The following is a 25,145-nucleotide window of genomic DNA, read 5'->3' as shown; positions in this document are numbered from 1 at the left end:
CCCGCCCGTCGCGGCTTCGGCCCCTCATGCTCCCGCGACGAGCCATGGCGCCCTGGACGCCGTGGCCCGAAGCCGGACCGGATTAGCGGGCGGCGCTCTGAGCGAGGGCACCGTACTCCTTGGCCTGGGCCTGGAGAGCGGCGAACTGGGTCTTCAGGAACTCGGATTGGATTTCGAAGGCCTCGCGCGGGTCCTTGGCGCGCACGACGCGCTGCGCGTAGTCGAAGGTGGTCTCGGCATTGACCTTGGCGTGGTCGAGGCTCTTGAGCACCGCCGCGTGCAGCGTCGACTGAACGGTCGAGGCCGAGTTCCGGAGCTGCTCGGAGGTCTTCACCGCACCGTTCAGGAACGTGCCGAAGGCGTTGCGAGCCTGATCGACGCTCTTGTCGGCGAAGTCACGGAACTCGGCGGGGATCTCGAAGCTCTGGGTGCTCATCTGTCTCTCCTGTCAGATGGACCGGGAGATTTCGGTTTCGGGGAGCCTACAAGGCCTCCCCGCGGCTAACCGGCCCGCACCTCGTATGTTGCACTGCAACATGAAAGTCAAGGACAGTTTCGGACGATCGATGAGCGATGCCCGGCCACTGGTCGAGTGAGGTTTATGCTTCTGTTACAAATCTAGATTCCGCTTCCGATCCCGACGCAGGGGTGTTCCGCACGAGGGATCGAAACCGGCATTATAATGACGTAATGTGCCCCTTGCCAAGGGCGAGGCCGCCCTAATGTGCCGGCACCGACAGGATGACGGGCCGATCCATGCCGCACTGCCGCATAAAGTATTCTTCGTTCAGTTGCCGGTAGAGAGCGAGCAGGGCCTGGGCGTGGACGGCGAGCGTGAGCGGTGCCCGCCAGTATCGGTCGTACGCCTCCCGGCCGAGGCGAGCGGTCAGTGCATCGCTCTTGATGGATTGGAATGCGCCGGCCAGCGCCGCTGCTTCCGGCTCGACGACGAAGCCCGTCTCCCCATCCACAACCTTCTCCGCGGCGCCAGAGCGTCGCGAGGCCACGACGGGAAGCCCCTGGGCCAGCGCCTCGTAGACGGTGAGTGGCCCGGTCTCGAGCCAGCGCGACGGCGCGCAGACCGCGCGCGCCCGGCCGCGGAGGATCGTCGCGACCGCCTCGGGGCTGCGCCAGCCGAGCACCTCCGCGCCCTCCGCCCGCAACCGCGCCTCCAGCGGGCCGGCACCGATGAAGAGCGCCGGCAGTTCGGCCCGGCGCGCCGCCTCGGCCACGAGGTCCGCGCCCTTTTCCGGCGTGAGGCGCCCGACATAGACGATGGCATCAGCCGCGGCCGGTTCCGCCGGCGCCCTTTGCTCCACCCGCACGGGGTTGTCGATGCGGTGGTGCCGGACCCGTAGGGCGCCGAGCCGTCCCTCCATCCGCACGCGGCTGCCGTCGCAGACATGGACGACGTCGAGCTCGGCTTGGCCCAGCGCCGCCCGCAGGGCGGCGGCGCGACCGACGCGCACAAGCTTGTGCAGCCGGCTCTTCGGATCGCAGGGTGCCGCGAGGCAGGCGCCGGAGAGGGGCGTGAGGGCACAGGGCTCGGCCCGGTCGAAGCGGTAATCGACGCCGTTCGGGCAGGTCAGCGCGTAGTCGTGCAGCGTCAGCACGACGGGAACGCCGCGGCCGAGCAGCACCGGCAGCACGGCAGGCGAGAGCGCGCGAGTCCACTGGTGCAGGTGGACACAGTCGGGCGCGCGCGGCAGGCGGTCGAGCACGGCCGCGAGGCGCGCGGCGGCCTCGCCGTTCCAGATTCCCGACGCCGCACCGCGCCAGGCCGGCAGGGACCACACGTCCGCCAGGCCGAGATCGAGCCGGCGCAGGCGCGGATGATCGAGCAGCGGATCGACGGGGCCGCTGATCGCCTGGATGTAGGTCACCTGCGCGCCGGCCTCCGCCAGCGCGCGGGCGGATTCCACGGCGACCTTCTCGGCGCCTCCGCTCGCGGCAGCGAATTCGGCGAGGATCACCACGTGCATCGATGCGCTCTGCCCGGAGACGGCAGCGTCGTCGCGGCAGGTGATCCGATTCTCGGACAAGGACGACGCTCCCGAGATGAGACCGCAACAGTGCGGCGAACGTCCGCCCCCAAGGTTTACGGGAGATCAACTGCCGGCTGGTAAACGGGGTCGATCGTTCGCGCATCGTCTCGAAAGCGCCTCGCCGGCTTTCGGGACGATGCGTGCGGAAGAGCCGGGAGCCGCCGTGCACGTCGTCCTCGTTCTCGACCATGCCCACATCAACGGCGGCCAATCCAAGGTCGCCCTCGACTCGGCCGTGGGTCTGCGCCAGCGCGGCCACCGGGTCACGGTCTTCGCCGCCGTCGGCCCGGTCGATCCTCGGCTCGACGCGTGCGGGGCGCGGGTGATCTGCCTCGGACAGGACGACATCGCCTCCGCCACGAACAAGCTCGCCTTCGCCGCCCAGGCGATCTGGAACACCCAAGCGTCCGCGCGCCTCGCCGCGGAACTGAGGCTGTGCGATCCCCGTGACACGCTGGTCCATGTCCACGCCTTCGCCAAGGCGCTCTCGCCCTCGATCGGCACGGCAATCCGGCGCTCGGGACTCCCGTGCCTCTACACGATGCACGAGTTCTTCCTCGTCTGCCCGAACGGCGGCTTCTACGAATATCCGGCCGACCGGATCTGCCACCGCACCCCGATGTCGGCGGCCTGCCTCACCACCAATTGCGACGCGCGCTCCTATCCGCGCAAGCTCCTGCGGGTGGTACGCCATCTCGGCCTGGAGCACGTGGCCGGACTACCCGGCCTGTTCCGCCACGTGGTGACGATCAGCGCGCTCCAGGAGCGGGTGATCGCGCCGCTGCTGCCCCCGCGCACGGTGTTCCACCGGATCGACAACCCGATCTCAGTCGAGCGGCAGCCGCCGGAGCGAGAGGGCCGCGGGGACTTCCTGTTCGTCGGCCGCATCTCGACGGAGAAGGGCGCGCCGATCTTCGCCGAGGCCGCGCGGAGGGCTGGCATCCGCCCGGTCTTCGTCGGCGACGGACCGAGCGCGGCGGACCTGAAGGCGCGCTATCCCGAGGCGGTGATGCTCGGTTGGAAGGCCGGACCCGAGGTGCAGGCGCTGATGCGGCGGGCCCGCGCTCTGGTCTTCCCGAGCATCTGGTACGAGGGCCAGCCGCTCACCGTCTATGAGGCGCTCGCCTGCGGCTGCCCGGTCATCGTCTCCGACGCCTGCGCCGGGCGCGAGGCGGTGGAGGACGGCGAGAACGGGTTCTGGTTCCGCTCGGGCGATGCCGGGGCGCTCGCCGCCCACCTGACCCGGCTGTCGGACGACGCGCTGGCCGCCCGCATGGCCGAGCGTGCCTACGAGCGCTACTGGTCGGCGCCGCTCAGCGTCGATGCGCATCTCGACCGCCTGGAACAGGTCTACGGCCTCGTCATGCGCGAGGTCTGTCCCGTTCCGCATCCGACCGAACGGCCGGGCCTGCGCGGCGCCGCGCCCGCGGGACCGTGACCGACCGCGAGATTGCACGAAACAGGAAGGCCGCGCTCGCGTTGGTCCGCATCAGAGCCGCATCAGAGCCCCATTGCGGCGCATGGCGACAGACCGCGAGGTGCCCGTGTCCGACAAGACGAAAGAGACCGACGAGACCAAGTCCAAAGGCTTCCAGCAGGACGGAAAGGGCGACAAGGCGCTTGCCGAGAACCAGAAGGACGAGAAGGACGAGCGCCTCGACGAGGCGCTGGAGGAGACCTTCCCGTCCAGCGATCCGGTCTCGGTGAAGATCACCAAGTAGGAGCGGATGGTGCCGGGCGACGAGCCGCCCGGCACCCGCGCCCTTACCGCACCAAGGCGACGTTCAGCTTTGCCCGGCGGCGCTGCTGCGCCATGGCCGACTTCGCCAGCATCGAGTGTGTCAGGCCCGTCAAGTCGAGGGTGATGTCCTGCCTGAGAATGCGGCCGAGCGTCGTTTGCAGCGTCGTGCCATCGTTGTCGAAATCCCCGTGATGGACGGATTGGCTCTTCTCGCCCGGTGAGAGGAACCAGTTGCATGTCTGCGCACGCCAGAACGATCGGGGAATTGTCTGAGCGAACTTGGCCATCCCCAGGATCGGAACGCCGTCCCGGATTCCCGGAATGCGCGGACTCGCTTCGAAGGCAGCGCTGACGAGATACAGCAGTGACTTGTGGTAAATGTTGGCACAATGATCGTTCTGCTCCGTCGCATCGTCGAGCGTGTAAAGATCAAAGCTCTCGATCTTGCCGTCGTCGATGAGAGGTTTGAAGACGGTATCGAACACCTCCATCGTGCAAGCGGGCGCCCAGAGCGACAGGCTCCTGATCTTGACGTCTTTCTCGACGAGGTACTTCGCCAGTAAAGCGTGCAGGATCGAGCCGGCGCTGTGGCCCACGAGGTGGATCTCGTCGATCCCTCCACTCTTGTAGAGGGCGGCCAGATGGTCGGCCATCAGCCGCGCGCCGCCCTTCTTGTTCTTCGTCGCCCCCTCGGCGTTCTCCTTCATCTCGTCCCAGAGCGCCTTGCCGCCGAGGAGTCGCGCCAGCGGTTCGAGGGTGTCGTCGAGGCGGTCGAGCATGAAGTCCTTGGCACGATCGAGGAAATCCTCGTCGCGCCGGCTGCGGACCGCCTCTCGGAGGATGTTGCCGAGCGTCGTCCAGGCATCCGACCGCCAGATTAGGGAGAGTGGGTATACCTCGGCCTTGAGCAGGGGCTCGCGGTTGTTGGCGACGGTCTGGATCGCGGCATCCTGCGAGACGAGGCCGCCATGCGCGTAGATGACGACCCGCTTCTTCGCCCAACCCTCCATGCGCTTGGGCATCTGTTCGGTGATGAGGCTGCGCAGGGCACCCGGCGTCAGGCCGTAGGAGCCTTTGTCGTCGAGGAGCCCGTCGTCCTTGCAGGCGATGATGTAAGGGCGCAGCGAGGCGTAGATCTGGCTCTCGTAGCTGCGCGGCGCGCCGACCATCATCTCCGATGAGCCGACGGGCCGGCCGACCGCGACCGGTGCGCCGAGCGCCGCCACCCAGACGTCGCTGCCGTTGGTGAGCCAGTCGGCATAGGTCAGGAGGGCGATCCCGCCCCGGCCCCAGCGTGGCCCCCAGCTGTTCTGAATCCAGAAGCCTTCCCGGTTGTATCCGACGATGGCGAAAGCGTGGCCGCCGAGCACGCCGTCTTCGAAGGCGATTGCTTCGTCGCCCTCTCGAACCGTCTGCCATCCCCTGTGCACGCTGGCCGTCGCGAACAGAACGCCCGTCTCGCTGATGGCCGCGTGCATCGCGACCAAGTCCTTGTGGTTGACTCGGAAATACGCGCCCAGGGGCCGCTCCAGGGCATTGGCGGCGCGCTCTTCGGTGAGGGTGATGTCTCCCTTCTTGTCCTTCCAGAGCCTCTCCGCGCAGAGCCCGTGCTTGTGCCAGCCCTTCATGGCGCCCCGGGCACTGGATCCGTCGTAGTCCTCGCCGGGCCATTCGTCGTAGCGCTTGGCCATCGTGTAGAGCATCCAGGCGCTGACCGAGTCGGCCTCCTCCGTGCCGCCGCGCGCCTTGAGTAGGTAGTTCGCAACGGTGGCGAGGCCGTAGCCGGTACAGGCGCCCTCCTTGCCCTGGTCGAGCACTGGAATCTTGTGACTTCGGAAGACCTCGATGTCGGAGGTGGCCCTCACCGCGACCAGGCTCGGCACGTACAGCGTATCGCGGAAGTCGATAGTGTCCGGAAGCGCATCGAATGTGCGTTTGGCGGGGGTTTTCATGTCCATGACACCCTCCCTGTCGCGCGATGGAAAGCCACGGCGTTCGCGCACCCACAGCTTTAGGCGCTTGTGGTGATTTGCGCGAGGGTGGTCGCAATCTCAGGCGATAAAACTCTGCTTTCCGATCGGAATGCGGGCCGCGAAAACTGTAGGCCCGGAGAAATCTCTGATTTTACGAGATATTTTCAGCCGATGCATTTGGGCGGCGTCCTGCACACGCACATCTCCTCAGGTGACAAGTCTCGGATGAGCTGTGACCAAAAGGAGTAACCCGGTCGGAAGTCTGCTTCGGCGCGCTCGATCGGTTCTCCCGTTCCACGCGCCGCTTCCATCGAAAGGGGGCGACGCATGGAAAGCAAAAGCCCCGCCCGGCACAGGGCCGGGCGAGGCTGTTCTCGAACATACGTTTGCCGAGGCGCTTACTGCTCCAGAAGGCGCCGGGCGATGACCTGGGCCTGGATCTCGGCGGCGCCCTCGAAGATCGAGAGGATACGTGCGTCGCACAGCACGCGGCTGATCGGGTATTCCAGCGCGAAGCCGTTGCCGCCGTGGATCTGCAGCGCGTTGTCGGCCGCCGCCCAGGCGACGCGGGCACCGAGCAGCTTGGCCATGCCGGCCTCGAGGTCGCAGCGCTTGCCCTCATCCTTCTCGCGGGCGGAGAAGTAGGTGAGCTGGCGGGCGATGTTGATCTCGACCGCCATCATCGCGAGCTTGTCGGCGACGCGCGGGAACTCCACCAGCGCCTTGCCGAACTGTACCCGCTCCTCGGCGTAGCGCAGGCCGATGTCGAGGGCCGACTGGGCCACACCGATGGCGCGGGCCGCGGTCTGGATGCGGGCCGATTCGAAGGTCTGCATGAGCTGGGCAAAGCCCTTCCCCTCGACCTCGCCGAGGAGGTTCCCGGCGGGCACGGAGAAGCCCTCGAAGGAGAGTTCATATTCCTTCATGCCGCGATAGCCGAGCACCTCGATCTCGCCGCCGGACAGGCCGTCAACGGGGAAGGGGTTCTCGTCCGAGCCGCGCGGCTTCTCGGCGATCAGCATCGAGAGGCCGCGGTGGCCCTTCTCCTCGGGCTTGGTGCGCACGAGCACGGTCATGATGTCGGCGCGCACGGGGTGGGTGATCCAGGTCTTGTTGCCCGTGATCTTCCAGGCGTCGCCCTCCTTCACTGCCTTGGTGCGGAGCGAGGCGAGGTCCGAGCCGGTGTTCGGCTCGGTGAAGACGGCGGTCGGCAGGATCTCGCCCGACGCGATGCGCGGCAGGAAGCGCTGCTTCTGCTCCTCGGTGCCGCCGCACAGGATCAGCTCGGCGGCGATCTCCGAGCGGGTTCCGAGCGAGCCGACGCCGATATAGGCGCGCGACAATTCCTCGGAGACCACGCACATCGCGGCCTTGGGCATGCCCATGCCGCCGTATTCCTCGGGGATGGTGAGGCCGAACACGCCGAGTTCGGCCATCTTCTCGATGATCGCCATCGGGATGTAGGCGTTCTCGCGGTGCCACTCCTGAGCCTGCTCCACCACCTCGGCCTTGCCGAAGCGGCGCATCTCGGAGCGGATCGCCTCCATGTCCTCGTCGAGGCCGGAAAGGCCGATGGTGGCAGCCCCCGATGTCGTAGCCTCGCGGATCTTGGCGATCAGCGCGGCGCGGTTGGCGGGCGTGTTCCCCTCGGCAATCGCCGCGTCGATGGCCGGCGTGCGCAAGGACGCGAGTTCGGCGCTCGTGAAGCCGAGCGCGGTCGGGCGCACGATCTCGCCCTGGCTCATCGGGATGCCGCCGAACATCTGATCGAGATACTCGCCGACACCGATCTTCACGAGCAGCGCCTCGGTCTCGCCGAAGCTGCCCTCGCCCTGCAGCCGTTCGGCGTAGCCGGCGAGTTCGCGCACCGCCTCGCCGTAAGTGGCAAGCCAGGACAGGCCGTGGGCGGCATGCTGCTCGCGCTCCAGCGCACCCGCATCGAGCTTACCCTCCGGGCCCGTCACCCGCGCCTTCACGCGGGCGGTCGCCTCGGCGACGAGGGCCTTGGCGCCCGCGGCGGCGTCCTTGGCCAGCGCGACGAAATCACTCGGGTCATTGGCGGCCTGGATGGCGGGGGATGCTGCCATGGCGAACTCTCTTCTATGAAAGCGATCAGATGGTCCCTTTATAGGCAGGATCGCCGGCACAATAGTGGTTTCTCATCGCCGCATCCCCCGTCTTTAGGCTGAATTCATCATTCGGTTTACCGCGTTGCGCGGGTTTGAGGACCACTCGCCAATCCGACGCCGCAGGCGGCGACCGCCATGCCCGCGATCTGCATCAGGGTCAGCGCCTCGCCGAACATGACGTAGGCGATCGCGGCCGAGACCGGCGGCACCAGGAAGAGCAGCGAGGCGACGCCCGCCACCGCGCCGCGCCGGATCAGCGCCAGCAACAGGAGGATGCCGCCGACCGAGTTGACGAGGACCGACCACGCCATGCCGAGGCCGAGCGGAAGGCTCGGGCTCAGATGCGTCTCGCCGGCGATGAGCGCGAGCGGAACCGCGAAGGCGGTGCCGCCGACGAATTGCAGGCAGGCATTGGTGACGAGGTCGGCCCCGGCGCCTTTCCGCTTCTGCCACAGCGTGCCGGCGGTCATCGCCAGCATGGCGGCGAGCGACACGAGGAGCGCAACGGGCGGAATGCCGGCGGCATCGACCGCGCCGAGCTTCGGCCCGAGCACCAGGCCCGCCCCGAGAAAACCGAGGCCGATGCCGGCCCAGCGCCGCGGCCCGACCCGCTCGCCGAGCAGCGGCTGCGACACGGCCGCCGTGAGGAGCGGCTGAAGGCTGCCGACCAGGGCCGCGATGCCGGCGGGCAGGCCGCGATGCACCGACCAGAACACCCCGGCCACGTAGATGCCCTGCATCAGCACGCCCGCGACCATGCCGTCGCGCCAGCCGGCGGCTTTCCGCGGCCAGCGGGCGCGCCGGACCAACGCGATGCCGGCCAGAACGAGCGCGACCAGGGCAAGCCGTACCGCAACGAAGGCGAGCGGCTCGGCGTAAGGCGCTACGTAGCGCGCGGCGACGAAGCCGCTCGCCCAGATCAGCACGAAGGCGGCCGGGATCAGGCTGGAGAGAACGCTCAACATGGCGCCCGGCAAGCAGCACGCGGGTGACCTTATGGCAATCGGAGAAACCTGAGGGCGGCCATGCTACGCCCGCACCCGAGTGCCCCCGAGATTGACGCGCCGCATCCGATAGCCCGTATGGAGCGGCCCGCCTCGACTCAGCCGAAGAAGCCATCTCCTCCCTTGAGCCGATTCAAAAAGATCCTCGACGTGACGGGGCTGGCTGCGCAGCGCTTCGTCGCCCATGATGGCTGGGCGATTGCCAGCCACATCGCGCTGTCGATGCTGACCTCGCTGTTCCCGTTCCTGATCCTGCTCGCGGCGCTCGCCGGCCTGATCGGCAGCAAGCCGTTGGCGGACGAGGCCGGCACGCTGATCTTCGACGCGGTGCCCCGGGAGGTGGCCAAGCCCATCGTCGGCGAGGTCCATCGCCTTCTCACCGAGCAGCGCGGCGGCGTACTGACCCTCGGCGCCCTGCTGGCGCTCTACTTCTCGTCCTCGGGAGTGGAATCGCTGCGAGTCGGGCTCAATCGCGCCTACGGCATCCGCGAGATGCGCCCCTGGTGGCTCACCCGGCTCGAATCGATCGGCTACGTCGTCTGCGGTGCCTTCGCCATGCTGGCCTTCGCACTCCTCGTGGTGCTCGGGCCGCTGATCTGGCGCCAGCTCGTCTTCGTGGCGCCGGGACTGGAGCCGCTCGCGCTGACGGTCGCCATCGGCCGCATCGGCGTCACCGCCTTCCTGATCGCGCTGGTGCTGGTGATCGCCCACAAGTTCGTGGCCGCCGGGCGGCGTCCGGTGCTGTCCGTGCTGCCGGGCATCGCCGTGACGCTGTGCCTGTGGTTCCTCGCCGGCCTCGGCTTCGGTTTCTATCTCGACCGCTTCTCGAACGCCTACGCCTCGACCTATGGCGGCCTCGCCACCGCGATGATCTTCCTGGTGTTCCTCTACTGGCTCGCGGCGATGTTCCTGTTCGGCGGCGAGGTGAACGGTACGGTCATCGCGGCGCGGCGCCAGCGGCTTCAGGCGCGGATGCGGGCGCGTCAGGCGGAGGCGGCTCAGGTGACGGTGAATCCCCTCCCATGATCGCCCCCATGAGTTTCCGTTCGCGGGCGAGTTCCGCGAGCCGCTCGATCCGGATGCCGTGGGGGGGCACGTCGATCACGAAGCGCTCGGCCGTCTCGCCGAGCACGAAATCGGGGCGGACCGCTTCGAGATAGCGCCAATCGATCCCCGTCGACCACAGGAAGTGCACCTCGCGAAAGGTGTCGGCGAACAGCGCGGTCAGCGTCGCGATCGGGCTGTGGCCGGTGTGCTGCGCGTAGGAATCGCCGAAGATGACGAGACGGCGCGGATCGGCCAGCGGGTCGTCGTTGCGAAACACTGCGTGGGTGCCGAGATGGGCGTCGCCGCCGCGGCCCAGCGCCTCCATCTCCAGCAGGAGATCGTTGGCGTAGACGCGCCGGGCCTCGCTCGCGAGGGCGGTGCCTTCCGCAAGCTCCACGCGATGAGGCGTGAACTTTCGACCGAGATCGCCCGAGAAGGGCAGGGCGGTGCGGTCCCGCCGCGTCCCGATGTCGTCGCGCGGGGGAACGCCCATCCGCCCCAGGATCGTGCTGTAGGCCAGCGCGCAGCCCTCGAACGTCCAGTGGGTGTCGGTGCGCAGATACAGCGGCGGCCCGCCCGTTTGCGCCCGGAACGCACCCGTGAGATCGACCCAGGCCCGGGCGCCCGGCGAGGCGGTGAGCCAGCGGGCGAGCCGGAGCGCGGGAGCGCGGGCCGGATCGAAGGCGAGCCCTTCGGCCCGCTCGGGGTAGACGGTGAGCTTTTCAGGCGCGAGGGCGTGGAAGTAGGTCGCGCCGAGCCGGGCGCAGCGCCGCACACGCGTCTCGATGATCCGCCGCCAGCGCCACAGCGTCCCGCGCGAGACGCCTGGCCGGCCGTACTGCTCCAGCACCCGGTTGTTGCCGCGGATCAGGAACAGCCACCCATCCCGGCCTTCGTACACGTCGGCAACCGGGTCGGGGGCGGAGGTCATGCGCCGGTTCTAATCGGGCGCCAGACTGCCCGCCAGAAAAACCCTCCCCCGCGGGGGAGAGGGCGTGGCGGGCGGCGCGTCAGCCGCCGAACAGTCGCTTGAGGCCGGCGAGCAGGCCGCCGCTGCGGGCCGACTCCTGCGACGTCGTCGCGGACGGTGCGGACGCCTTGGCCGTGGCGACGACCGTCTGGACGAGGCCGAGCGCGGCCGTATCCGTGGTCTCGCGGTCGATCAGGATCAGGCTGCCGGTGTCGCGGTTCTCGACGTAAGGGTCGATGGCGATCTGCCGGTCGAGGGTCAGGGTCACGTCGCCGATATCGTTGACCGCGAGTTTCTCGGCCGGACCCGCCTGTCCGGTCTCCGGGTCGATCCGGCGATGGACCGCCTTCACCACCGCGTTGACGGTCTGCGTGCCGACCTTCGCCCACAGGCTGGCGCCGGGAGCAAGATCGGTCTCCGCTGCCCAGAACAGCCGCACGTCGAGGCTGTCGGTCAGGGTCAGCGGCGCGTCCGAGGTGGCAATCACCGCGCCGCGGGAGGCGTCGACCTCGTCGGCGAGCACCAGCGTGACCGACTGACCCTCGCTCGCCCGCTCCAGATCGCCATCGGCGGTGAAGATGCGGGCAATCGTCGAGGTTTTTCCGGAAGGCGCGACGGTAACGGCGTCGCCGGGCGCTACCGTTCCGCTGGCGATCAGCCCCGAGAAACCGCGAAAATCCGAGTTTGGGCGGTTCACCCACTGCACCGGCATGCGGAAGGCGGCGGCGCGCTCCTCCGACTTCACCGGCACCTCTTCGAGGTAGCGCAGCAGCGGAACGCCGTCGTACCAGGTCGCGGCGGTGCCCGGCAGGACGACGTTGTCGCCGTTCTTGGCCGAGAGCGGGATCGCCCGCACCTCGGAAAAGTTCAGCGGTGCGGCGAAGGCTTGGAAGCCTGAGACGATTGCCTCGAACTTGTCCTGCGACCAGCCGACCAGATCCATCTTGTTGATGGCGAGCGCCACCCGGTGGATGCCGAGCAGCGACACGAGGAGCGCGTGGCGCCGGGTCTGGCGGGTCAGGCCGTGGCGGGCATCGACCAGGATCACGGCGACGTCGGCGGTCGAGGCGCCGGTCGCCATGTTGCGGGTGTACTGCTCGTGCCCGGGGGTGTCGGCGACGATGAAGGAACGCCGCTCGGTCGAGAAGAAGCGGTAGGCGACATCAATGGTGATGCCCTGCTCGCGCTCCGCCTGGAGGCCGTCGACCAGCAGGGCGAGATCGACCTCGCCACCCTGCGTACCGTGCTTGCGCGAGTCGCGCTGAAGCGCCGTCACCTGATCGTCGAAGATCTGCTTGGTGTCGTGCAGGAGGCGTCCGATCAGGGTGGACTTGCCGTCATCGACCGAACCGCAGGTGATGAAGCGCAAGACCTCCTTGTTCTGGTGCTTGTGCAGGAAGGCTTCGTAGCCGAACGCTTCCGGAGACTGATGGATCGTCATCAGAAGTAGCCCTCCTGCTTCTTGCGCTCCATGGCGCCGGCGCCGTCCTTGTCGATGACCCGGCCCTGACGCTCCGAGGTGCGGGCGGCCAGCGTCTCGCCGATGATCTCCGGCAGGGTCGCGGCCGGGCTCTCGACCGCACCGGTCAGTGGGTAGCAACCGAGCGTGCGGAACCGGACTTTTCGTAGTTGCGGGGTCTCGCCTGCTTCGAGCGGGAGACGATCATCGTCCACCATGATGAGCTGGCCGTCGCGCTCGACCACCGGCCGCTCGGCGGCGAAGTAGAGCGGCACGATCGGAATGTTTTCCTGCTCGATATAGAGCCAGATATCGAGCTCGGTCCAGTTCGAGAGCGGGAACACGCGGAAGGACTCCCCGCGTCGCTTCTTGAAATTGTAGAGGTGCCACGGTTCGGCGCGCTGGCGCTTCGGATCCCAGCGGTGCTGCGCGTTGCGAAGTGAAACGATGCGCTCCTTGGCGCGGCTCGCCTCCTCGTCGCGCCGCGCCCCGCCGAAGGCCACGTCGAACTTGTACTTATCGAGCGCCTGCCGCAGCGCCTGCGTCTTCATCACGTCGGTATGCACTTCCGAGCCGTGGCTGACCGGGCCGATGCCCTTGGCGAGCCCCTCCTGGTTGGTGTGCACGATGAGCTCGAGGCCGAGTTCCTTCGCGCGCTGGTCGCGGAAGGCGATCATCTCGCGGAACTTCCAGGTGGTGTCGATGTGCATCAGGGGGAACGGCAGGCGCCCCGGCGCGAAGGCCTTCAGCGCCAGATGCAGCAGCACGGATGAGTCCTTGCCGATCGAGTAGAGCATCACCGGGTTCTCGGCCTCGGCGACCGCTTCCCGGAAGATGTGGATGCTCTCGGCCTCGAGACGCTGCAGATGCGTCAGGCGGGTGCGCGCGGGCGCGGCGACGGCGGCGCTCATCAGACCAGTTCCCTTCTGTGTTCGCGTGAGGTCGCGGCGCTGGCCGGCTCCTCGAAAGCGGCGGCTTCCTGGCCCGGCGCGACGTCCGCTTCCGGCCGGTGCAGGTGCAAGCCGCATTCCTTCTTGGATTCCTGCTCCCACCACCAGCGGCCGGCACGCTCGTCCTCGCCGATCTTCACGGCGCGGGTGCAGGGGGCGCAGCCGATCGACGGGAAGCCGCGGTCGTGAAGGACATTGTAAGGGATGAAATTGTCCAGAACGAAGGCATCGATCTGCGCCCGCGTCCAATCGGCGAGCGGGTTGACCTTGATCAGCCCGCGGCCCTCATCCGCCTCCGCCAACGGCGTGTCGGCCCGATTAGCCGACTGGCCGGCGCGCAGGCCTGTGAACCACGCCGCCGCGCCGTCGAGAGCGCGGCCTAATGGCTCGACCTTGCGGAAGCCGCAGCAGGCCTGCCGCGCAGCGACCGAGTGCCGGAAGCCGTTGATGCCCTCGCGCGCGACGAAGTCCTCCTCGGCCCTCCGCTCCGGCGCGTAGGCGCGGATGCGAATGCCGTAGGCGGCCTCGGTCTCGGTCCAGACATCGTAGGTCTCGGGGAAGAGCCGGCCGGTATCGAGCGTCACGATCTCGGTGCGGCCCTTGTTCAGAGCGAGCGCGTGCGTGAGCGCCTGATCCTCGATGCCGAGGCTGGTGGTGAAGACGAGGCGGCCCGGGATGCGGTCCTCGACGAGGCGGATGCGCCCCCGGAGGTCCAGCCCCGCCATATCCCTGGCGAGGTCCCCGGCCGCTCGGACGAGAGCAGCGGTCATGTGCGTAAAATCGGATTGCCTGCTTGTCGGAGCTCTGAAATGTTCGCTATAACGAACGCTGTCAAGGCGCCGGAGCTGCTGCGCACGCAATCCTCTGCTGCGGCGCGAATGACACGGCAACGGGTTCCGATGGCGTATCGTTGCCCGCTTAGAAAAGAATCTTCTCAACGAGGCGCCCGATCGGGCCTGTCGCCCGGCGCTGCGGGAGACGCTCTCGAGAGACCATCCTCGCCATCAACTGCGGAGAGGCCCCCTTGGACTCGATCGACCTGAAGATCCTCGCGCTCCTGCAGAAGGACGCCACGCTCTCCATCGCCGCCATCGGCGAGCAGGTCGGGCTGTCTCAGACGCCCTGCTGGAAGCGGATCCAGCGCCTCGAGGCCGACGGCGTGATCGACCGGCGCGTGGCCGTGCTCGATCCGGTGAAACTCGGGCTTGGGCTCACCGTCTTCGTCTCCATCGAGACTTCCGATCATTCCAAGGACTGGCTCGAGCGATTCGCCGACCGCATCTCGGCGATGCCGGAGGTGCTTGAATTCTACCGCATGGCCGGCGACGTCGATTACATGCTGCGCGTCGTCGTGGCCGACATGGCGGCCTACGACACGTTCTACAAGAACCTGATCGCGACCCTTCCTCTCAAGAACGTGACCTCGCGCTTCGCCATGGAGAAGGTGAAGTCGACGACGGCCCTGCCGCTGCCGGCCCCCCCGCCGCGCGGGCGGGCCGAGCCGAGGCTGGCCGTGGTTGGAGAATAATCTTCCTTTTTGCGACGCAGCAACGAATAATCTCTTCTCTCTGCAGGGCGTTCTTTAAAACGGACGTTTCGACGTTGACAGCGGCGCTCCGGCGGACGACATGGCACCCACGATGTCCAGGCAAGCACTTCTCCCCCGCACGGCTCCCTTCGGAGACCAGGAACGGGCCCATCTCGACGCGGCGCTCGGCGCGGCGACGCCGATCCAGCGCGCGTGGCTGACCGGCTTCCTCGCCGGGCTCGACGCGGCCGCCGGCCAGCCCGCTGCTGCGGCGGCCGCCCCGGCCGCCCCGCCGAAGGCCGCCGAGCCTTTGACGATCCTGTTCGCGTCGGAATCGGGTAATTCCGAAAAGCTCGCGGGCGACGTGGGCAAGCTCGCCCGCAAGCAGGGCTTCAAGCCGAAGATCGTGGACTTCGCCGACCTCGATCTCGCCACGTTGCCGAAGGCCGGCAAGCTGATCGCCATCGTCGCAACCTGGGGCGAAGGTGAGCCGCCGGCTCGTGCCGTGCGCGCCTACGGTGAGTTGATGGGCGATGCTGCGCCGCGGCTCGAAGGCGTCGAGTTCGGCGTCCTCGCACTTGGCGATACGAGCTACGCAGAGTTCTGCGCCATCGGTAAGGCGCTCGACGCGCGCTTCGAGGCGCTCGGCGCCAAGCGCGCCTACGACCGCGCGGATCTCGATCTCGATTTCGACAAGCCCGCCGCCGAGTGGATCAAGGGCGCGCTCAAGGCGCTCGCGCCGACGGACGCCCCGGCCGACAACGTCGTGGCGGTCGATTTCCGCGCCGGAGCCGAGGACGAGGACGGCGAAGTCAGCCGCGAGCCGGTCGTCGTCGAGGTGATCGACCACGTGAACCTCAACTCCTCGCGCTCCGATAAGGAGACGATCCATCTCGCCCTCGAATTCGAGGACGGGGCGCCGGCCTACGAGCCCGGCGATTCGCTGGAGATCTTCCCGGAGAACGACCCGCAGCTCGTGGACGAGATTTTGCGCGCCACGGGATTGTCCGGCGACGAGGGGCTTCGCCGGGCGCTGCTCGCCGAACGCGACATCACCACGCTCTCGCCCACCACGGTCGAGCGCTTCGCCAAGGCCACCGGCCACGCGGACGCCCAAAAATTCGTGGAGAGCGGCGAGGTGAAGGCCTGGATCGAGGGGCGCCACCTGATCGACCTGATCGAGCGCTTCCCTGCCAAGCTGACCGCCGAGCACCTCAACACCGTGACCCGGCCGCTGCCGCCGCGGGCCTATTCCATCGCCTCATCGCGAAAAGAGGTTCGCGACGAGGTGCATCTCACCATCGCCGCCGTGCGCTACGAGACCCACGGCCGCGCCCGTTCCGGCGTCGCCTCGGTGCATGTCGCCGACCGCATCGCCAACGGCGCCAAGCTGCGGGTGCGGGTGAAGCCCAACAAGCACTTCCGCCTGCCGTCCGACCCGTCGACCGACATCATCATGGTCGGTCCCGGCACCGGCGTTGCGCCGTTCCGCGCCTTCGTGCAGGAGCGCCGTGCCACGGAGGCTCCCGGCCGCTCCTGGCTGTTCTTCGGCGACCGCCACTTCACCCACGACTTCCTGTACCAGCTCGAATGGCAGGACGCGCTGGAGGACGGCTCACTGGCCAAGATCGACGTGGCCTTCTCCCGCGATCAGCCGGAGAAGATCTACGTGCAGGACCGGATCGACCAGAACGCCGCCGAGGTGGTGGCCTGGCTCGACGGCGGCGCGCATTTCTACGTCTGCGGCGACGCCAAGAACATGGCCAAGGACGTGCGCGCCGCAGTGGTGCGCGCCTTCGAGAGCGTGAAGGGCCTGAGCCACGCGGATGCGGAAGCGCATATCGCTTCGCTGGAGCGGACCAAGCGCTACCAGCAGGACGTTTACTGAAGTTCACCCGCACCTCCCCCCTCTGCGGGGGAGGGTGCCGAGCGCAGCGAGGCGGGAGAGAGGCAGCGTGACGGCGCCGAAGGTGGTGCAGCCCGTGCTGTCGAGACTTTTCCGGACAGGGCGCTCCCCTCTCCCGACCCTCGCTGACGCGAGGGCCACCCTCCCCCGCAGCGAGGGGAAGGCTGAGTGTGAAACGGAACACCGCCATGGACGACCACAAGCCGATCGACACCCCTGACGGCCCCGCCGTGGACACGCCCGGCATCGGCGCGCGCCGCTACGAGACGCCGCCGACCGATGGTCCGATCACGGAGGCCGAGGCCGCGCGGGCCGCCGGGCTCGCGCATAACGAGCACCTGAAGATCGCCAGCGGCTACCTGCGCGGTGGGCTCGCCGACGGGCTTTTGAAGCATGCCACCGGCGCGATCTCCGAGGACGACGGCCAGCTCGTCAAGTTCCACGGCATGTACATGCAGGACGACCGGGACATCCGGGCGGAGCGCACCAAGAAGAAGCTCGAGAAGGCCTACAGCTTCATGATCCGCCTGCGCATCGCGGGCGGCGTCGTGACGCCCAAGCAGTGGCTGATCCTCGACAACATCGCCACGACCTACGCCGGAAATGCCCTGCGCGCGACCACGCGCCAGACCTTCCAATATCATGGCGTCATCAAGTCGAACCTCAAGCGCACCATGGCGGCAATCGATTCGGCGCTGCTCGACACCATCGCCGCCTGCGGCGACGTGAACCGCAACGTCATGGCGGCGACCAATCCGGCCCAGGCCGGTGCCCACAAGGTCGCGCTCCAGCTCGCCAAGGACATCTCCGACACCCTGCTGCCGAAGACCGGCGCGTGGCGCGAGATCTGGCTCGACGGCGAGCGCGTGGTCGGCGGCGAGGACGCGGCGGAGGTCGAGCCCGTCTACGGCAAGACCTACCTGCCGCGGAAGTTCAAGACCGTGGTTGCGGTGCCGCCCTCGAATGAGGTCGACATCTTCGCCCACGATCTCGGCTTCATCGCCATCCTCGACAAGAAGAACCGGGTCACGGGCTGGAACGTGACCGTCGGCGGCGGCATGGGCATGACCCACGGCGAAACCGACACGTTTCCGCGCACCGCCGACGTGCTGGGCTTCGTGAAGCCCGAGGATGCGCTGAAGGCGGCCGAGGCCGTGATGACGGTCCAGCGTGACTGGGGCAACCGCAAGAACCGCAAGAATGCCCGCCTCAAGTACACGATCGAGCGCTTCGGCCTCGATGCGTTCCGGGCGGAGGTCGAGAAGCGCATCGGCAAGAAGCTCGGTGAGCCGAAGCCCTTCACCTTCGACGGAAACGGCGACCGTTACGGCTGGGTCGAGGGCGATGATGGGCGTTACCACCTGACGCTCTACGTGCCGTCGGGGCGGATCAAGGACATCGACGGCGGACCGCAATTCCTCTCTGGCCTGCGCCGCATCGCCGAGGTGCACGAGGGCGATTTCCGCCTCACCGGCAACCAGAACGTCATCATCGCGAATGTGCCGGCCGGCAAACGCGCCGAGATCGACGCACTGGTCGACGAGTACGGCCTGACCAAGGGCGCCTCGGCAATCCGCCGCAGCTCGCTCGCCTGCGTGGCGCTGCCGACCTGCGGGTTGGCGCTGGCTGAGAGCGAGCGCTACCTGCCCGACCTCCTCACCGAACTGGAGGAGAGCCTCGCCCGCCACGGACTGCAGGACGAGGAGATCACGATCCGGTCGACGGGCTGTCCCAACGGCTGCGCCCGGCCCTTCATCTCGGAGATCGGCCTCGTCGGCCGCGGGCCCGAGCGCTACCACCTCTATCTTGGCGCCGCCTTCGATGGCTCCCGGCTGAGCAAGCTCTATCGGGAGGACGTGCCCGCCAGCGAGATCAAGGACACCCTGGAGCCGCTGTTCGCCGCCTATGCCAAGGATCGGCAGCCGGGCGAGCATTTCGGCGACTTCGTGATCCGCGCGGGCTTCGTGGCCAAGACGGGCAACGGCCCGGACTTCCACGAGCGGACGGGGCCGCTGCGGGGGGCCTGACGGCTCGGGTTCTCCCCGCGATGACGGTGAGCGTGACACTCCCCGTCATCGCGGGGCCAGGCCGAAGCAGCCCGGTCTGCTGACGGCTCTCGAGAGGGCGCGCAGTTGATTGCTGCGCTCACGCTCGCGATGAAGGCGATTTCTGTGCCCGGCCTGCCTCAGACCGGCACAACCGCCACGTTGTCGATGAGCCGCGTGTTGCCGAGATAGGCCGCCACCAGCACCCGCGCCTCGCGCTCGGCTCTGGCCACGGGCACGAGCGACTGCGCATCGCGCACTTCAAGATACTGGACCGGGCCGAAGCCCGCCGCCTCCAGCGCCGCCATGCCGTCAGCAATCAGCGGAGCCGCCTCGGCGCCGCGAGAGAGGCGCTCGGCCATGTCGGCGAGCACGGCATGCAGACGGGGCGCAATCGCGCGCTCGCGCGGTTCGAGGTAGCGGTTGCGGGAGGAGAGGGCGAGGCCGTCCACCTCGCGCAGGGTCGGCACGCCTTCGATGGCCACCGCCATGTCGAGGTCGCGGACGACCGAGCGGATCACCTGCAACTGCTGGAAATCCTTTTCGCCGAACAGGGCGATATCGGGCCGCACCTGGTTGATCAGCTTGGTCACGACGGTGGCGACGCCGGAGAAGTGGCCGGGCCGGAAGGTGCCGCACAAACCCTCCGCCGCCGGGCCGGGCTCGATGCGCGTCGAGAAGCCGGTCGGGTACATGGTCTCGACCGAGGGGAGCCACGCCGCGTCGGCGCCGGCCCGGGAGAGCAGCGCCAGGTCGGCCTCGGTGTCGCGCGGGTAACGCGAGAAATCCTCGTTCGGGCCGAACTGGGTCGGGTTCACGAAAATGCTGACGACCGCCCGCCGGCCGATCGCCTTGGCGTGCGCCACCAGAGCGAGGTGGCCCGTATGCAGCGCGCCCATGGTCGGCACCAGCACGATCCGGTCGCCGCCCGAGTGCCACGCATCGATCCGCGCGCGCAGGGCCTCAAGGCTGTCGAAGCGGAGAGTCGTGTCGGACATGGAGCGGCTCGGAACTGGGATATCGCGCCGCACAGGTAAGCGCCGCCGCCGCGGGATGCCAGCGTTCCGACTCCATGTCAGGGGCAGTAGCGCAGGGGCCGGTCGAAGGGGTCGTCGTAGCCGAGCCCCGGCCGGAAGCCGTAATAGCTCGGTTTGCCGAGGCCGTATTCCGAGCCGACATAGCTCGGATCGCTCGGTGCGTTGGTCGGCACCGGGGCGACGCGCGGGGCGCAGCCGACGAGACGCCGGGGGAGGGGGCGGATCGGCGCGTCGGCGAGGGCGTCCCCGTCGCCGCGGGGGAAGAAGCGCGGGGCCGGCGGCATGGCGGGAGAACCCGGCTCGAACACCGGCAGGTCGGCGGAGAGGGCAGGCGACCCGAGGAAGCAGCCAAGGGCGAGGAGGATGCCGAGCACCCGCTGCCAACCGGCCGTCATCGCGTCACTCTCCCGCCCTGTCGTACGATGCCTCGCAGGTCATGGTGAACGGATCGTTACCGAGCGCCGCGCTCATGCCCTCGGGTAGACGATCACCGATAGGTAGGTCATTGGCGTCTTGAGCAGTTTGGCCGGGCCGTGCAAGCCGTTCGAATCGAACATCAGCGCGTCACCCGGCTCTAGGTGATAGTCCTGGCCCGAGTGGTGATAGATCACCTCCCCGGTCAGCATGTAGATGAACTCCGTGCCGGTGTGGCGGAAGCTCGTATAGGCTTCGGCCTCGTCCTGCAGGGTGATGAGGTAGGGCTCGACCACCACATCGCCGCGGATGCCGGCCCCCAGAAGTTCGTAGAGATGCCCGACCTTGGTGCCGCGTCGCTCGATCGGCACGCCCTGGCCGCGCTTCACGTGGCTGCAGTCGCGGGTCTCCTCGAAAGCGGCGAAGAGGGCGGTGATCGGCACATTGAGCGCCGAGGCGATGGCGTTGATCGAGGCGAGCGAGGGCGAGATCGCGCCGTTCTCGATCTTCGAGATCATGCCGGGCGAGATGCCGGCTGCGCTGCCGAGATCGGCCACCGAGAGATCGCGCTCCCGCCGCAGCAGGCGCACTTGATGACCCAATGCCTTTTCCAGGGGGCGCTCCTCGACGACGGGCGCATTCGACGCTGTGCTCAGCATGGATCCCTGGCTGCTCCTTCCGCCATTGCGGCGCGGAATCATTATGGCGCAGGAATTCGAGGACGCCACCGGGAACGGTTGTTAGGAACTGCAAGTCTTTTCGGCGGCACACCTCCTTTCAGACGGTGAAAGTCGGCAATCGCAGCATTCAAGTTGCTGTTCCGGCTCCTATCCGTTCCGATGCCGGCGTCCCCTGAGACGGAAAGGGGACCGGCGCTGTCCGCGCCGGTCCCCTCACCGAGCCGCTCCTCGATGCAAAAAGTCCTAGAAAGGAATATCGTCGTCGAGGTCGTAGTTCGGCTTGCCACCGCCACCCGAGGAGGGCCGGCGGTCGCCGCCACCGGAGCGGCTCGAACCGAAATCGTCGCGTCCGCCGCGGTCACCGCCTCTGTCGCCACCCCGATCGCCGCCTCGGCTGATCTGGCCGCCGCCCTCGTCTTCGCCCGCGAAGTCGCCGCCGCCCCCGCCACGACCGTCGAGAATCGTCATCTCGCCGCGGAAGCGCTGGAGCACCACCTCGGTGGTGTACTTCTCCGCGCCGGCCTGGTCGGTCCATTTGCGGGTCTGGAGCTGGCCCTCGATGTAGACCTTCGAGCCCTTGCGCAGGTACTGCTCGGCCACGCGGGCGAGGTTCTCGTTGTAGATCACGACCGAGTGCCACTCGGTCTTCTCCTTGCGCTCGCCCGACATCTTGTCCTTCCAGGACTCCGACGTCGCGATGCGCAGGTTCACCACGGGGTCGCCCGAGGCCAGGCGCCGGGTCTCGGGGTCGCGCCCGAGATTGCCGACGAGAATCACCTTGTTGACGCTGCCCGCCATCTCATCTCTCCATCCGGTCCGATCTCACAGGGCATTTTTTCGATACGCCCGCGAAGGCCACGACTCTTGAGCATGACGCCCAGTCGGGCAAGCCGTCACCGACGCTTGTGCACGCTAACCACCGAGGTCGCCTCCGCTGCGGATGTTCTATATCTGTTCTCGGTGTCGGGCAAGCGCCACTGCGCTCGCCGGACCAAGGATGACATCAGGACACCTTCACGACGAGCTTGCCGAAATTGGCACCCTTCAGCATGCCGGCGAAGGCGACGGGCGCGTTTTCCAGGCCCTCGACCACGTCCTCGCGCGCCTTCACCCGACCGGCCCGCAGCCAGCCGCCGACGTCGCGCAGGAAGTCGTCCTGCATCGCGGAAAAATCCGAGACGATGAAGCCGCGCAGCGTCAGCCGCTTGGTGAGGATGGCGCGCATCAAGACCGGTGACCGATCGGGGCCGGGGGGCAGTTCGCTCAGATTGTAGCCCGCAACGAGCCCACAGACCGGCACCCGCGCGAAATCGTTGAGGAGCGGCAGCACCGCGTCGAACACGGCGCCTCCGACATTCTCGAAATACACATCGATCCCATTGGGACAGGCGCGGGCCAGCGACTCGGGAAAATCGTCGGCGCGGTGATCGACCGCCGCGTCCAAGCCGAGCGTCTCGGTCAGGTAGGCGCATTTCTCGGCGCCCCCAGCGATACCGACGGCCCGCGCGCCCTTGATGCGGGCGATCTGGCCGACGAGGGAGCCGACCGGCCCGGCGGCGGCGGCCACCACGACGGTTTCGCCAGGGCGCGGCCGGCCGATCTCCAGGAGGCCGGTGTAGGCGGTCATGCCGGGCATGCCGAGGATGCCAAGGAACTGGCTCGGCGGCCCGTCCGCGGGGTCCAGGCGGCGCAGGCCCCTGCCGTCCGAGACCGCGAAGTCCTGCCATCCGGAGTAACTCAGCACGAGATCGCCCTCGGCAAAGGCCGGATTCTCCGAGGCGACCACCTCGCTCACCGTCTGGCCGACCATGGTCTCACCGATCTCGACCGGCTTGGCGTAGGACTTCGCCGCGCTCATCCGCCCGCGCATGTAGGGATCGAGGGAGAGCCAGCGGGTCCGCAGCAGAACCTCCCCCGCTTTCGGGGCGGGGGTGCGCCCCTCTTCGAGGCGGAAATGTTCGGGTTTCGGCTCGCCGTGCGGGCGCGCGGCCAGCACGATCCGACGGTTGACGACTGCCATGGAGCGCTCCGGCGTTGTTCGAGACGGAACCGGGCAGATGGGTCGTGCGCTGGTTCCGGCAATGTGAGGCAGCAATCTGCGGAGGTTCGCGATGGCGTGGAAGGCGGCATCCTTGATCGTGGCCCTGACCGCGGCGGTGCTGGCGGCGGCCGGTCCGGCCGGGGCCGTGGAGGGCGATCCGCTGGCGGCCTACCGCTGGAAGTCGCGGGTGCTCGTGCTGGCCGCGAGCGATGCGGGCGATTTCCGCCTCGCAGCGCAAAGACAAGCGCTGGCCTCGGCGCGGACAGGAGCGTCCGAGCGGGATCTCGTCACGGTCGAGGCCGTGGGAAAGGGGGCGGACGCGGTGGCTCTGCGGCGCCGTCTCGGCCTGCCGGGCGACGCGTTCCGGGCGGTCCTCGTCGGGAAGGACGGCGGCGCCAAGCTCACCTCGGAGGAGCCGATTCCGCCCCAGCGCCTGTTCTCGACCATCGATGCCATGCCGATGCGGCAGGACGAGGCGAAGCGGCGCTGATCCGCAAAACAGAAGGGGCCGCGAGCGGCCCCTTCGTCATCTCCGATGATCTCGCGATCAGTAGCAGCGCTCGACCAGGACGCGGCGGTAGCCGTAGGGCGTCCAGGTCAGGCGCGGGACGGTGTAGCAGCCGCCGCTGTAATAGGGATCGTAACCGACCGTCGAGTAGCCGTAGGGGCCGCCCCATCCGCCGTAGCCGTAGGGGTAGCCATAGGCACCGTAGAGGCTACCCGCGGCGAGGCCCAGCCCGAGCCCGAGCCCGACCCCGCCCAGGCCGATGCCGCGCCGGTAGCCCCAGCCACCGCCGCGCCACCCGCCATAGCCGCCGCGCCAGCCGCCGAAGCCGGCACCGCGATAGAAGCCGCCCCGGCCGGCAAACCCGCCGCCGAAGCGCGGACCACCGAAGCCACCGCCCCGGAACCCGCCGAAGCCGCCACCGAAGCGCGGACCGCCGAAGCCGCCGCCGCGGAAACCACCGCCCCCGAAGCCGCCGCCATGGAAGCCGCCGAAGCCCGGGCGGGCATCGGCGGTTGCCGGGATCATCATCAGCGCGCCCGCCATCGCGGCCGATGCCAGAACAACCCTTTTCATCAGATCGTCTCCACCCGAGAGAGAACTTCGCCATCCCCCCGTTGGCTTTGAACGTTCGACGGGAAAAAACGGTCCCTGCGACCTCCGGTCTCAAATGCCTTGTGATGATGCTGCGAGCGATCATGAGGCGCGTGCTGGCCGCTTGAATGCTGCCATGCTTTCGCGCGAGGAGGGCACATACGGCCGAGCCTGCTCCGGACAGGTGGCCGCCAGACAGGAACCGCCCGTGACGCGCCGCCTCGCCGTTCTCGTCCCCGCTCGCTTCGCCGCCTTCTTGGCCGCCCTCGCCCTCGGTCCGCTCGCCTCTGGAGCGGTCCAGGCGCAACCGGCCGCCGCCGCAGCCAAGGGACCGTGCGAGGCGGTCGAATTCGAGGGGCAGCCCTACACGATCTGCACCGTCGATCTGCGGCGCGAGCGCGTGCGGCTGTTCTGGCTCGGAGCGGACGGGCTGCCCTACGGATCTCTGTCGAGCCTCGCCGATCGGCAGGGCCCGCGCCTCAGCTTCGCGATGAATGCCGGCATGTACGACAAGGGGCAGGCCCCGGTCGGGCTCTACGTCGAGGACGGGCGCGAGATGAAGGGTGTCTCCACCGCCAACGGGCCGGGCAACTTCCACCTCAAGCCGAACGGCGTGTTCTACGTGAAGGGCGACCGCGCCGGGGTGCTCGATACCGGCCGCTACCTGCGCGCCAAGCCGGCCCCCGATTTCGCCACGCAATCGGGGCCCATGCTGGTGGTCGAGGGCAAGATCCACCCGAAGATTTCGGCGGATGGCCCGAGCCAGAAGATCCGCAACGGCGTCGGTGTGCGCGACGGCGGGCGCGTGGCTTTGTTCGCGATCTCGGAGCGCCCGGTAACCTTCGGGGCCTTCGCCCGCCTGTTCAAGGACAGCCTGGGCTGCCGCAACGCGCTGTTCCTCGACGGCAGCGTGTCGAGCCTCTATGCGCCCGGCCTCGGTCGTTCCGACCTCAGCCGGCCGCTCGGGCCGCTGGTGGGCGCCGTAGGAAAGTAGAGGCGCGGCAGCAAAACGACGATGTCCGATCCAGGCCCTCATCCTGAGATGCCGCGAAGCGGCCTCGAAGGATCGTCCAGGGA

Annotated in this window: 23 protein-coding genes; 8 read left to right on the top strand and 15 right to left on the bottom strand. The window is 68.3% G+C overall.

Translation table 11 applies throughout. From position 1 onward, the window contains the following. Positions 1-82 precede the first annotated feature (82 nt). Both FHU13_RS19860 and FHU13_RS19855 read right to left on the bottom strand, forming a co-directional pair. Positions 83-436: a phasin gene (locus FHU13_RS19860; RefSeq protein WP_183437581.1), complete on the bottom strand. Its 354-nt coding sequence runs from the start codon at positions 434-436 to the stop codon at positions 83-85. Between the two features lie 283 nt (positions 437-719). Then, complete coding sequence (locus FHU13_RS19855; RefSeq protein WP_183437632.1) at positions 720-1,982, bottom strand: glycosyltransferase; 1,263 nt, start codon at positions 1,980-1,982, stop codon at positions 720-722. A gap of 226 nt (positions 1,983-2,208) precedes the next feature. Here FHU13_RS19855 and FHU13_RS19850 point away from each other — a divergent pair, with 226 nt between their 5' ends. Continuing rightward, complete coding sequence (locus FHU13_RS19850) at positions 2,209-3,483, top strand: glycosyltransferase family 4 protein (protein ID WP_183437580.1); 1,275 nt, start codon at positions 2,209-2,211, stop codon at positions 3,481-3,483. A 106-nt stretch (positions 3,484-3,589) separates the two neighbouring features. Further along, positions 3,590-3,766: a hypothetical protein gene (locus FHU13_RS19845; protein WP_183437579.1), complete on the top strand. Its 177-nt coding sequence runs from the start codon at positions 3,590-3,592 to the stop codon at positions 3,764-3,766. A gap of 43 nt (positions 3,767-3,809) precedes the next feature. On the opposite strand, the gene FHU13_RS19840 is transcribed toward FHU13_RS19845, so the two are convergent. From FHU13_RS19840 to FHU13_RS19830, 3 genes are all read right to left on the bottom strand, one after another. After that, a complete protein-coding gene (locus FHU13_RS19840) occupies positions 3,810-5,744 on the bottom strand; it encodes a C1 family peptidase (protein ID WP_183437578.1) in 1,935 nt (644 codons plus the stop codon). 413 nt (positions 5,745-6,157) lie between these two features. After that, complete coding sequence (locus FHU13_RS19835) at positions 6,158-7,846, bottom strand: acyl-CoA dehydrogenase family protein (protein ID WP_183437577.1); 1,689 nt, start codon at positions 7,844-7,846, stop codon at positions 6,158-6,160. 116 nt (positions 7,847-7,962) lie between these two features. Continuing rightward, positions 7,963-8,853, bottom strand: a complete 891-nt coding sequence (locus tag FHU13_RS19830) for a DMT family transporter (RefSeq protein ID WP_183437576.1) — start codon at positions 8,851-8,853, stop codon at positions 7,963-7,965. A gap of 117 nt (positions 8,854-8,970) precedes the next feature. Here FHU13_RS19830 and FHU13_RS19825 point away from each other — a divergent pair, with 117 nt between their 5' ends. Beyond that, a complete protein-coding gene (locus FHU13_RS19825; protein ID WP_246714767.1) occupies positions 8,971-9,918 on the top strand; it encodes a YihY/virulence factor BrkB family protein in 948 nt (315 codons plus the stop codon). Here the strand turns inward: FHU13_RS19825 and FHU13_RS19820 are convergent. The 4 genes from FHU13_RS19820 to FHU13_RS19805 form a co-directional block, all read right to left on the bottom strand. Beyond that, complete coding sequence (locus tag FHU13_RS19820) at positions 9,830-10,870, bottom strand: alginate O-acetyltransferase AlgX-related protein (protein ID WP_183437574.1); 1,041 nt, start codon at positions 10,868-10,870, stop codon at positions 9,830-9,832. The two genes, FHU13_RS19825 and FHU13_RS19820, sit on opposite strands and share 89 nt — an antisense overlap. A gap of 79 nt (positions 10,871-10,949) precedes the next feature. Beyond that, positions 10,950-12,350, bottom strand: a complete 1,401-nt coding sequence (cysN, locus tag FHU13_RS19815) for a sulfate adenylyltransferase subunit CysN (protein WP_183437573.1) — start codon at positions 12,348-12,350, stop codon at positions 10,950-10,952. Next, the gene (gene cysD, locus FHU13_RS19810; protein WP_183437572.1) at positions 12,350-13,279 is read right to left on the bottom strand and encodes a sulfate adenylyltransferase subunit CysD; all 930 of its coding nucleotides are present in this window, start codon (positions 13,277-13,279) and stop codon (positions 12,350-12,352) included. The genes cysN and cysD overlap by 1 nt, the downstream gene beginning before the upstream one ends. After that, complete coding sequence (locus FHU13_RS19805) at positions 13,279-14,088, bottom strand: phosphoadenylyl-sulfate reductase (RefSeq protein ID WP_183437571.1); 810 nt, start codon at positions 14,086-14,088, stop codon at positions 13,279-13,281. The genes cysD and FHU13_RS19805 overlap by 1 nt, the downstream gene beginning before the upstream one ends. Before the next feature lie 254 nt (positions 14,089-14,342). On the opposite strand from FHU13_RS19805, the gene FHU13_RS19800 reads away from it, so the two are divergent. The 3 genes from FHU13_RS19800 to FHU13_RS19790 all read left to right on the top strand — a co-directional run bounded on the left by FHU13_RS19800 (position 14,343) and on the right by FHU13_RS19790 (position 18,779). Then, entirely contained in the window at positions 14,343-14,846 is a 504-nt protein-coding gene (locus tag FHU13_RS19800; protein WP_183437570.1) for an Lrp/AsnC family transcriptional regulator, read from the top strand. 112 nt (positions 14,847-14,958) lie between these two features. Beyond that, a complete protein-coding gene (locus tag FHU13_RS19795) occupies positions 14,959-16,734 on the top strand; it encodes a sulfite reductase flavoprotein subunit alpha (protein WP_183437569.1) in 1,776 nt (591 codons plus the stop codon). 206 nt (positions 16,735-16,940) lie between these two features. After that, on the top strand, positions 16,941-18,779 hold the full coding sequence (locus FHU13_RS19790; protein WP_183437568.1) for an NADPH-dependent assimilatory sulfite reductase hemoprotein subunit: 1,839 nt from the start codon (positions 16,941-16,943) through the stop codon (positions 18,777-18,779). 158 nt (positions 18,780-18,937) lie between these two features. On the opposite strand, the gene panC is transcribed toward FHU13_RS19790, so the two are convergent. The 5 genes from panC to FHU13_RS19765 form a co-directional block, all read right to left on the bottom strand. Next, a complete protein-coding gene (gene panC / locus FHU13_RS19785; RefSeq protein ID WP_183437567.1) occupies positions 18,938-19,795 on the bottom strand; it encodes a pantoate--beta-alanine ligase in 858 nt (285 codons plus the stop codon). A 77-nt stretch (positions 19,796-19,872) separates the two neighbouring features. Beyond that, a complete protein-coding gene (locus tag FHU13_RS19780; protein ID WP_183437566.1) occupies positions 19,873-20,229 on the bottom strand; it encodes a hypothetical protein in 357 nt (118 codons plus the stop codon). 72 nt (positions 20,230-20,301) lie between these two features. Continuing rightward, on the bottom strand, positions 20,302-20,907 hold the full coding sequence (locus FHU13_RS19775) for a helix-turn-helix domain-containing protein (protein WP_183437565.1): 606 nt from the start codon (positions 20,905-20,907) through the stop codon (positions 20,302-20,304). A gap of 264 nt (positions 20,908-21,171) precedes the next feature. Further along, on the bottom strand, positions 21,172-21,726 hold the full coding sequence (gene ssb, locus FHU13_RS19770) for a single-stranded DNA-binding protein (protein WP_183437564.1): 555 nt from the start codon (positions 21,724-21,726) through the stop codon (positions 21,172-21,174). 205 nt (positions 21,727-21,931) lie between these two features. Continuing rightward, positions 21,932-22,948 carry an NADP-dependent oxidoreductase gene (locus tag FHU13_RS19765; RefSeq protein ID WP_183437563.1) on the bottom strand — a complete coding sequence of 339 codons (1,017 nt, stop codon included), beginning with the start codon at positions 22,946-22,948 and terminating at the stop codon, positions 21,932-21,934. Positions 22,949-23,039: 91 nt separating this feature from the next. Between FHU13_RS19765 and FHU13_RS19760 the strand changes: the two genes are divergently transcribed. Beyond that, on the top strand, positions 23,040-23,459 hold the full coding sequence (locus FHU13_RS19760) for a DUF4174 domain-containing protein (RefSeq protein ID WP_183437562.1): 420 nt from the start codon (positions 23,040-23,042) through the stop codon (positions 23,457-23,459). 57 nt (positions 23,460-23,516) lie between these two features. Here FHU13_RS19760 and FHU13_RS19755 read toward each other — a convergent pair whose 3' ends face one another. After that, positions 23,517-24,050: a hypothetical protein gene (locus FHU13_RS19755; protein WP_183437561.1), complete on the bottom strand. Its 534-nt coding sequence runs from the start codon at positions 24,048-24,050 to the stop codon at positions 23,517-23,519. Positions 24,051-24,276: 226 nt separating this feature from the next. Here FHU13_RS19755 and FHU13_RS19750 point away from each other — a divergent pair, with 226 nt between their 5' ends. Then, on the top strand, positions 24,277-25,062 hold the full coding sequence (locus FHU13_RS19750; protein ID WP_183437560.1) for a phosphodiester glycosidase family protein: 786 nt from the start codon (positions 24,277-24,279) through the stop codon (positions 25,060-25,062). Positions 25,063-25,145: the final 83 nt, after the last annotated feature.

Origin of the sequence: Methylobacterium sp. R2-1 (assembly GCF_014191355.1) — a bacterium.
Taxonomy (GTDB): Bacteria; Pseudomonadota; Alphaproteobacteria; order Rhizobiales; family Beijerinckiaceae; genus Methylobacterium.
This window is presented reverse-complemented; position numbering and strand designations above follow the sequence as displayed.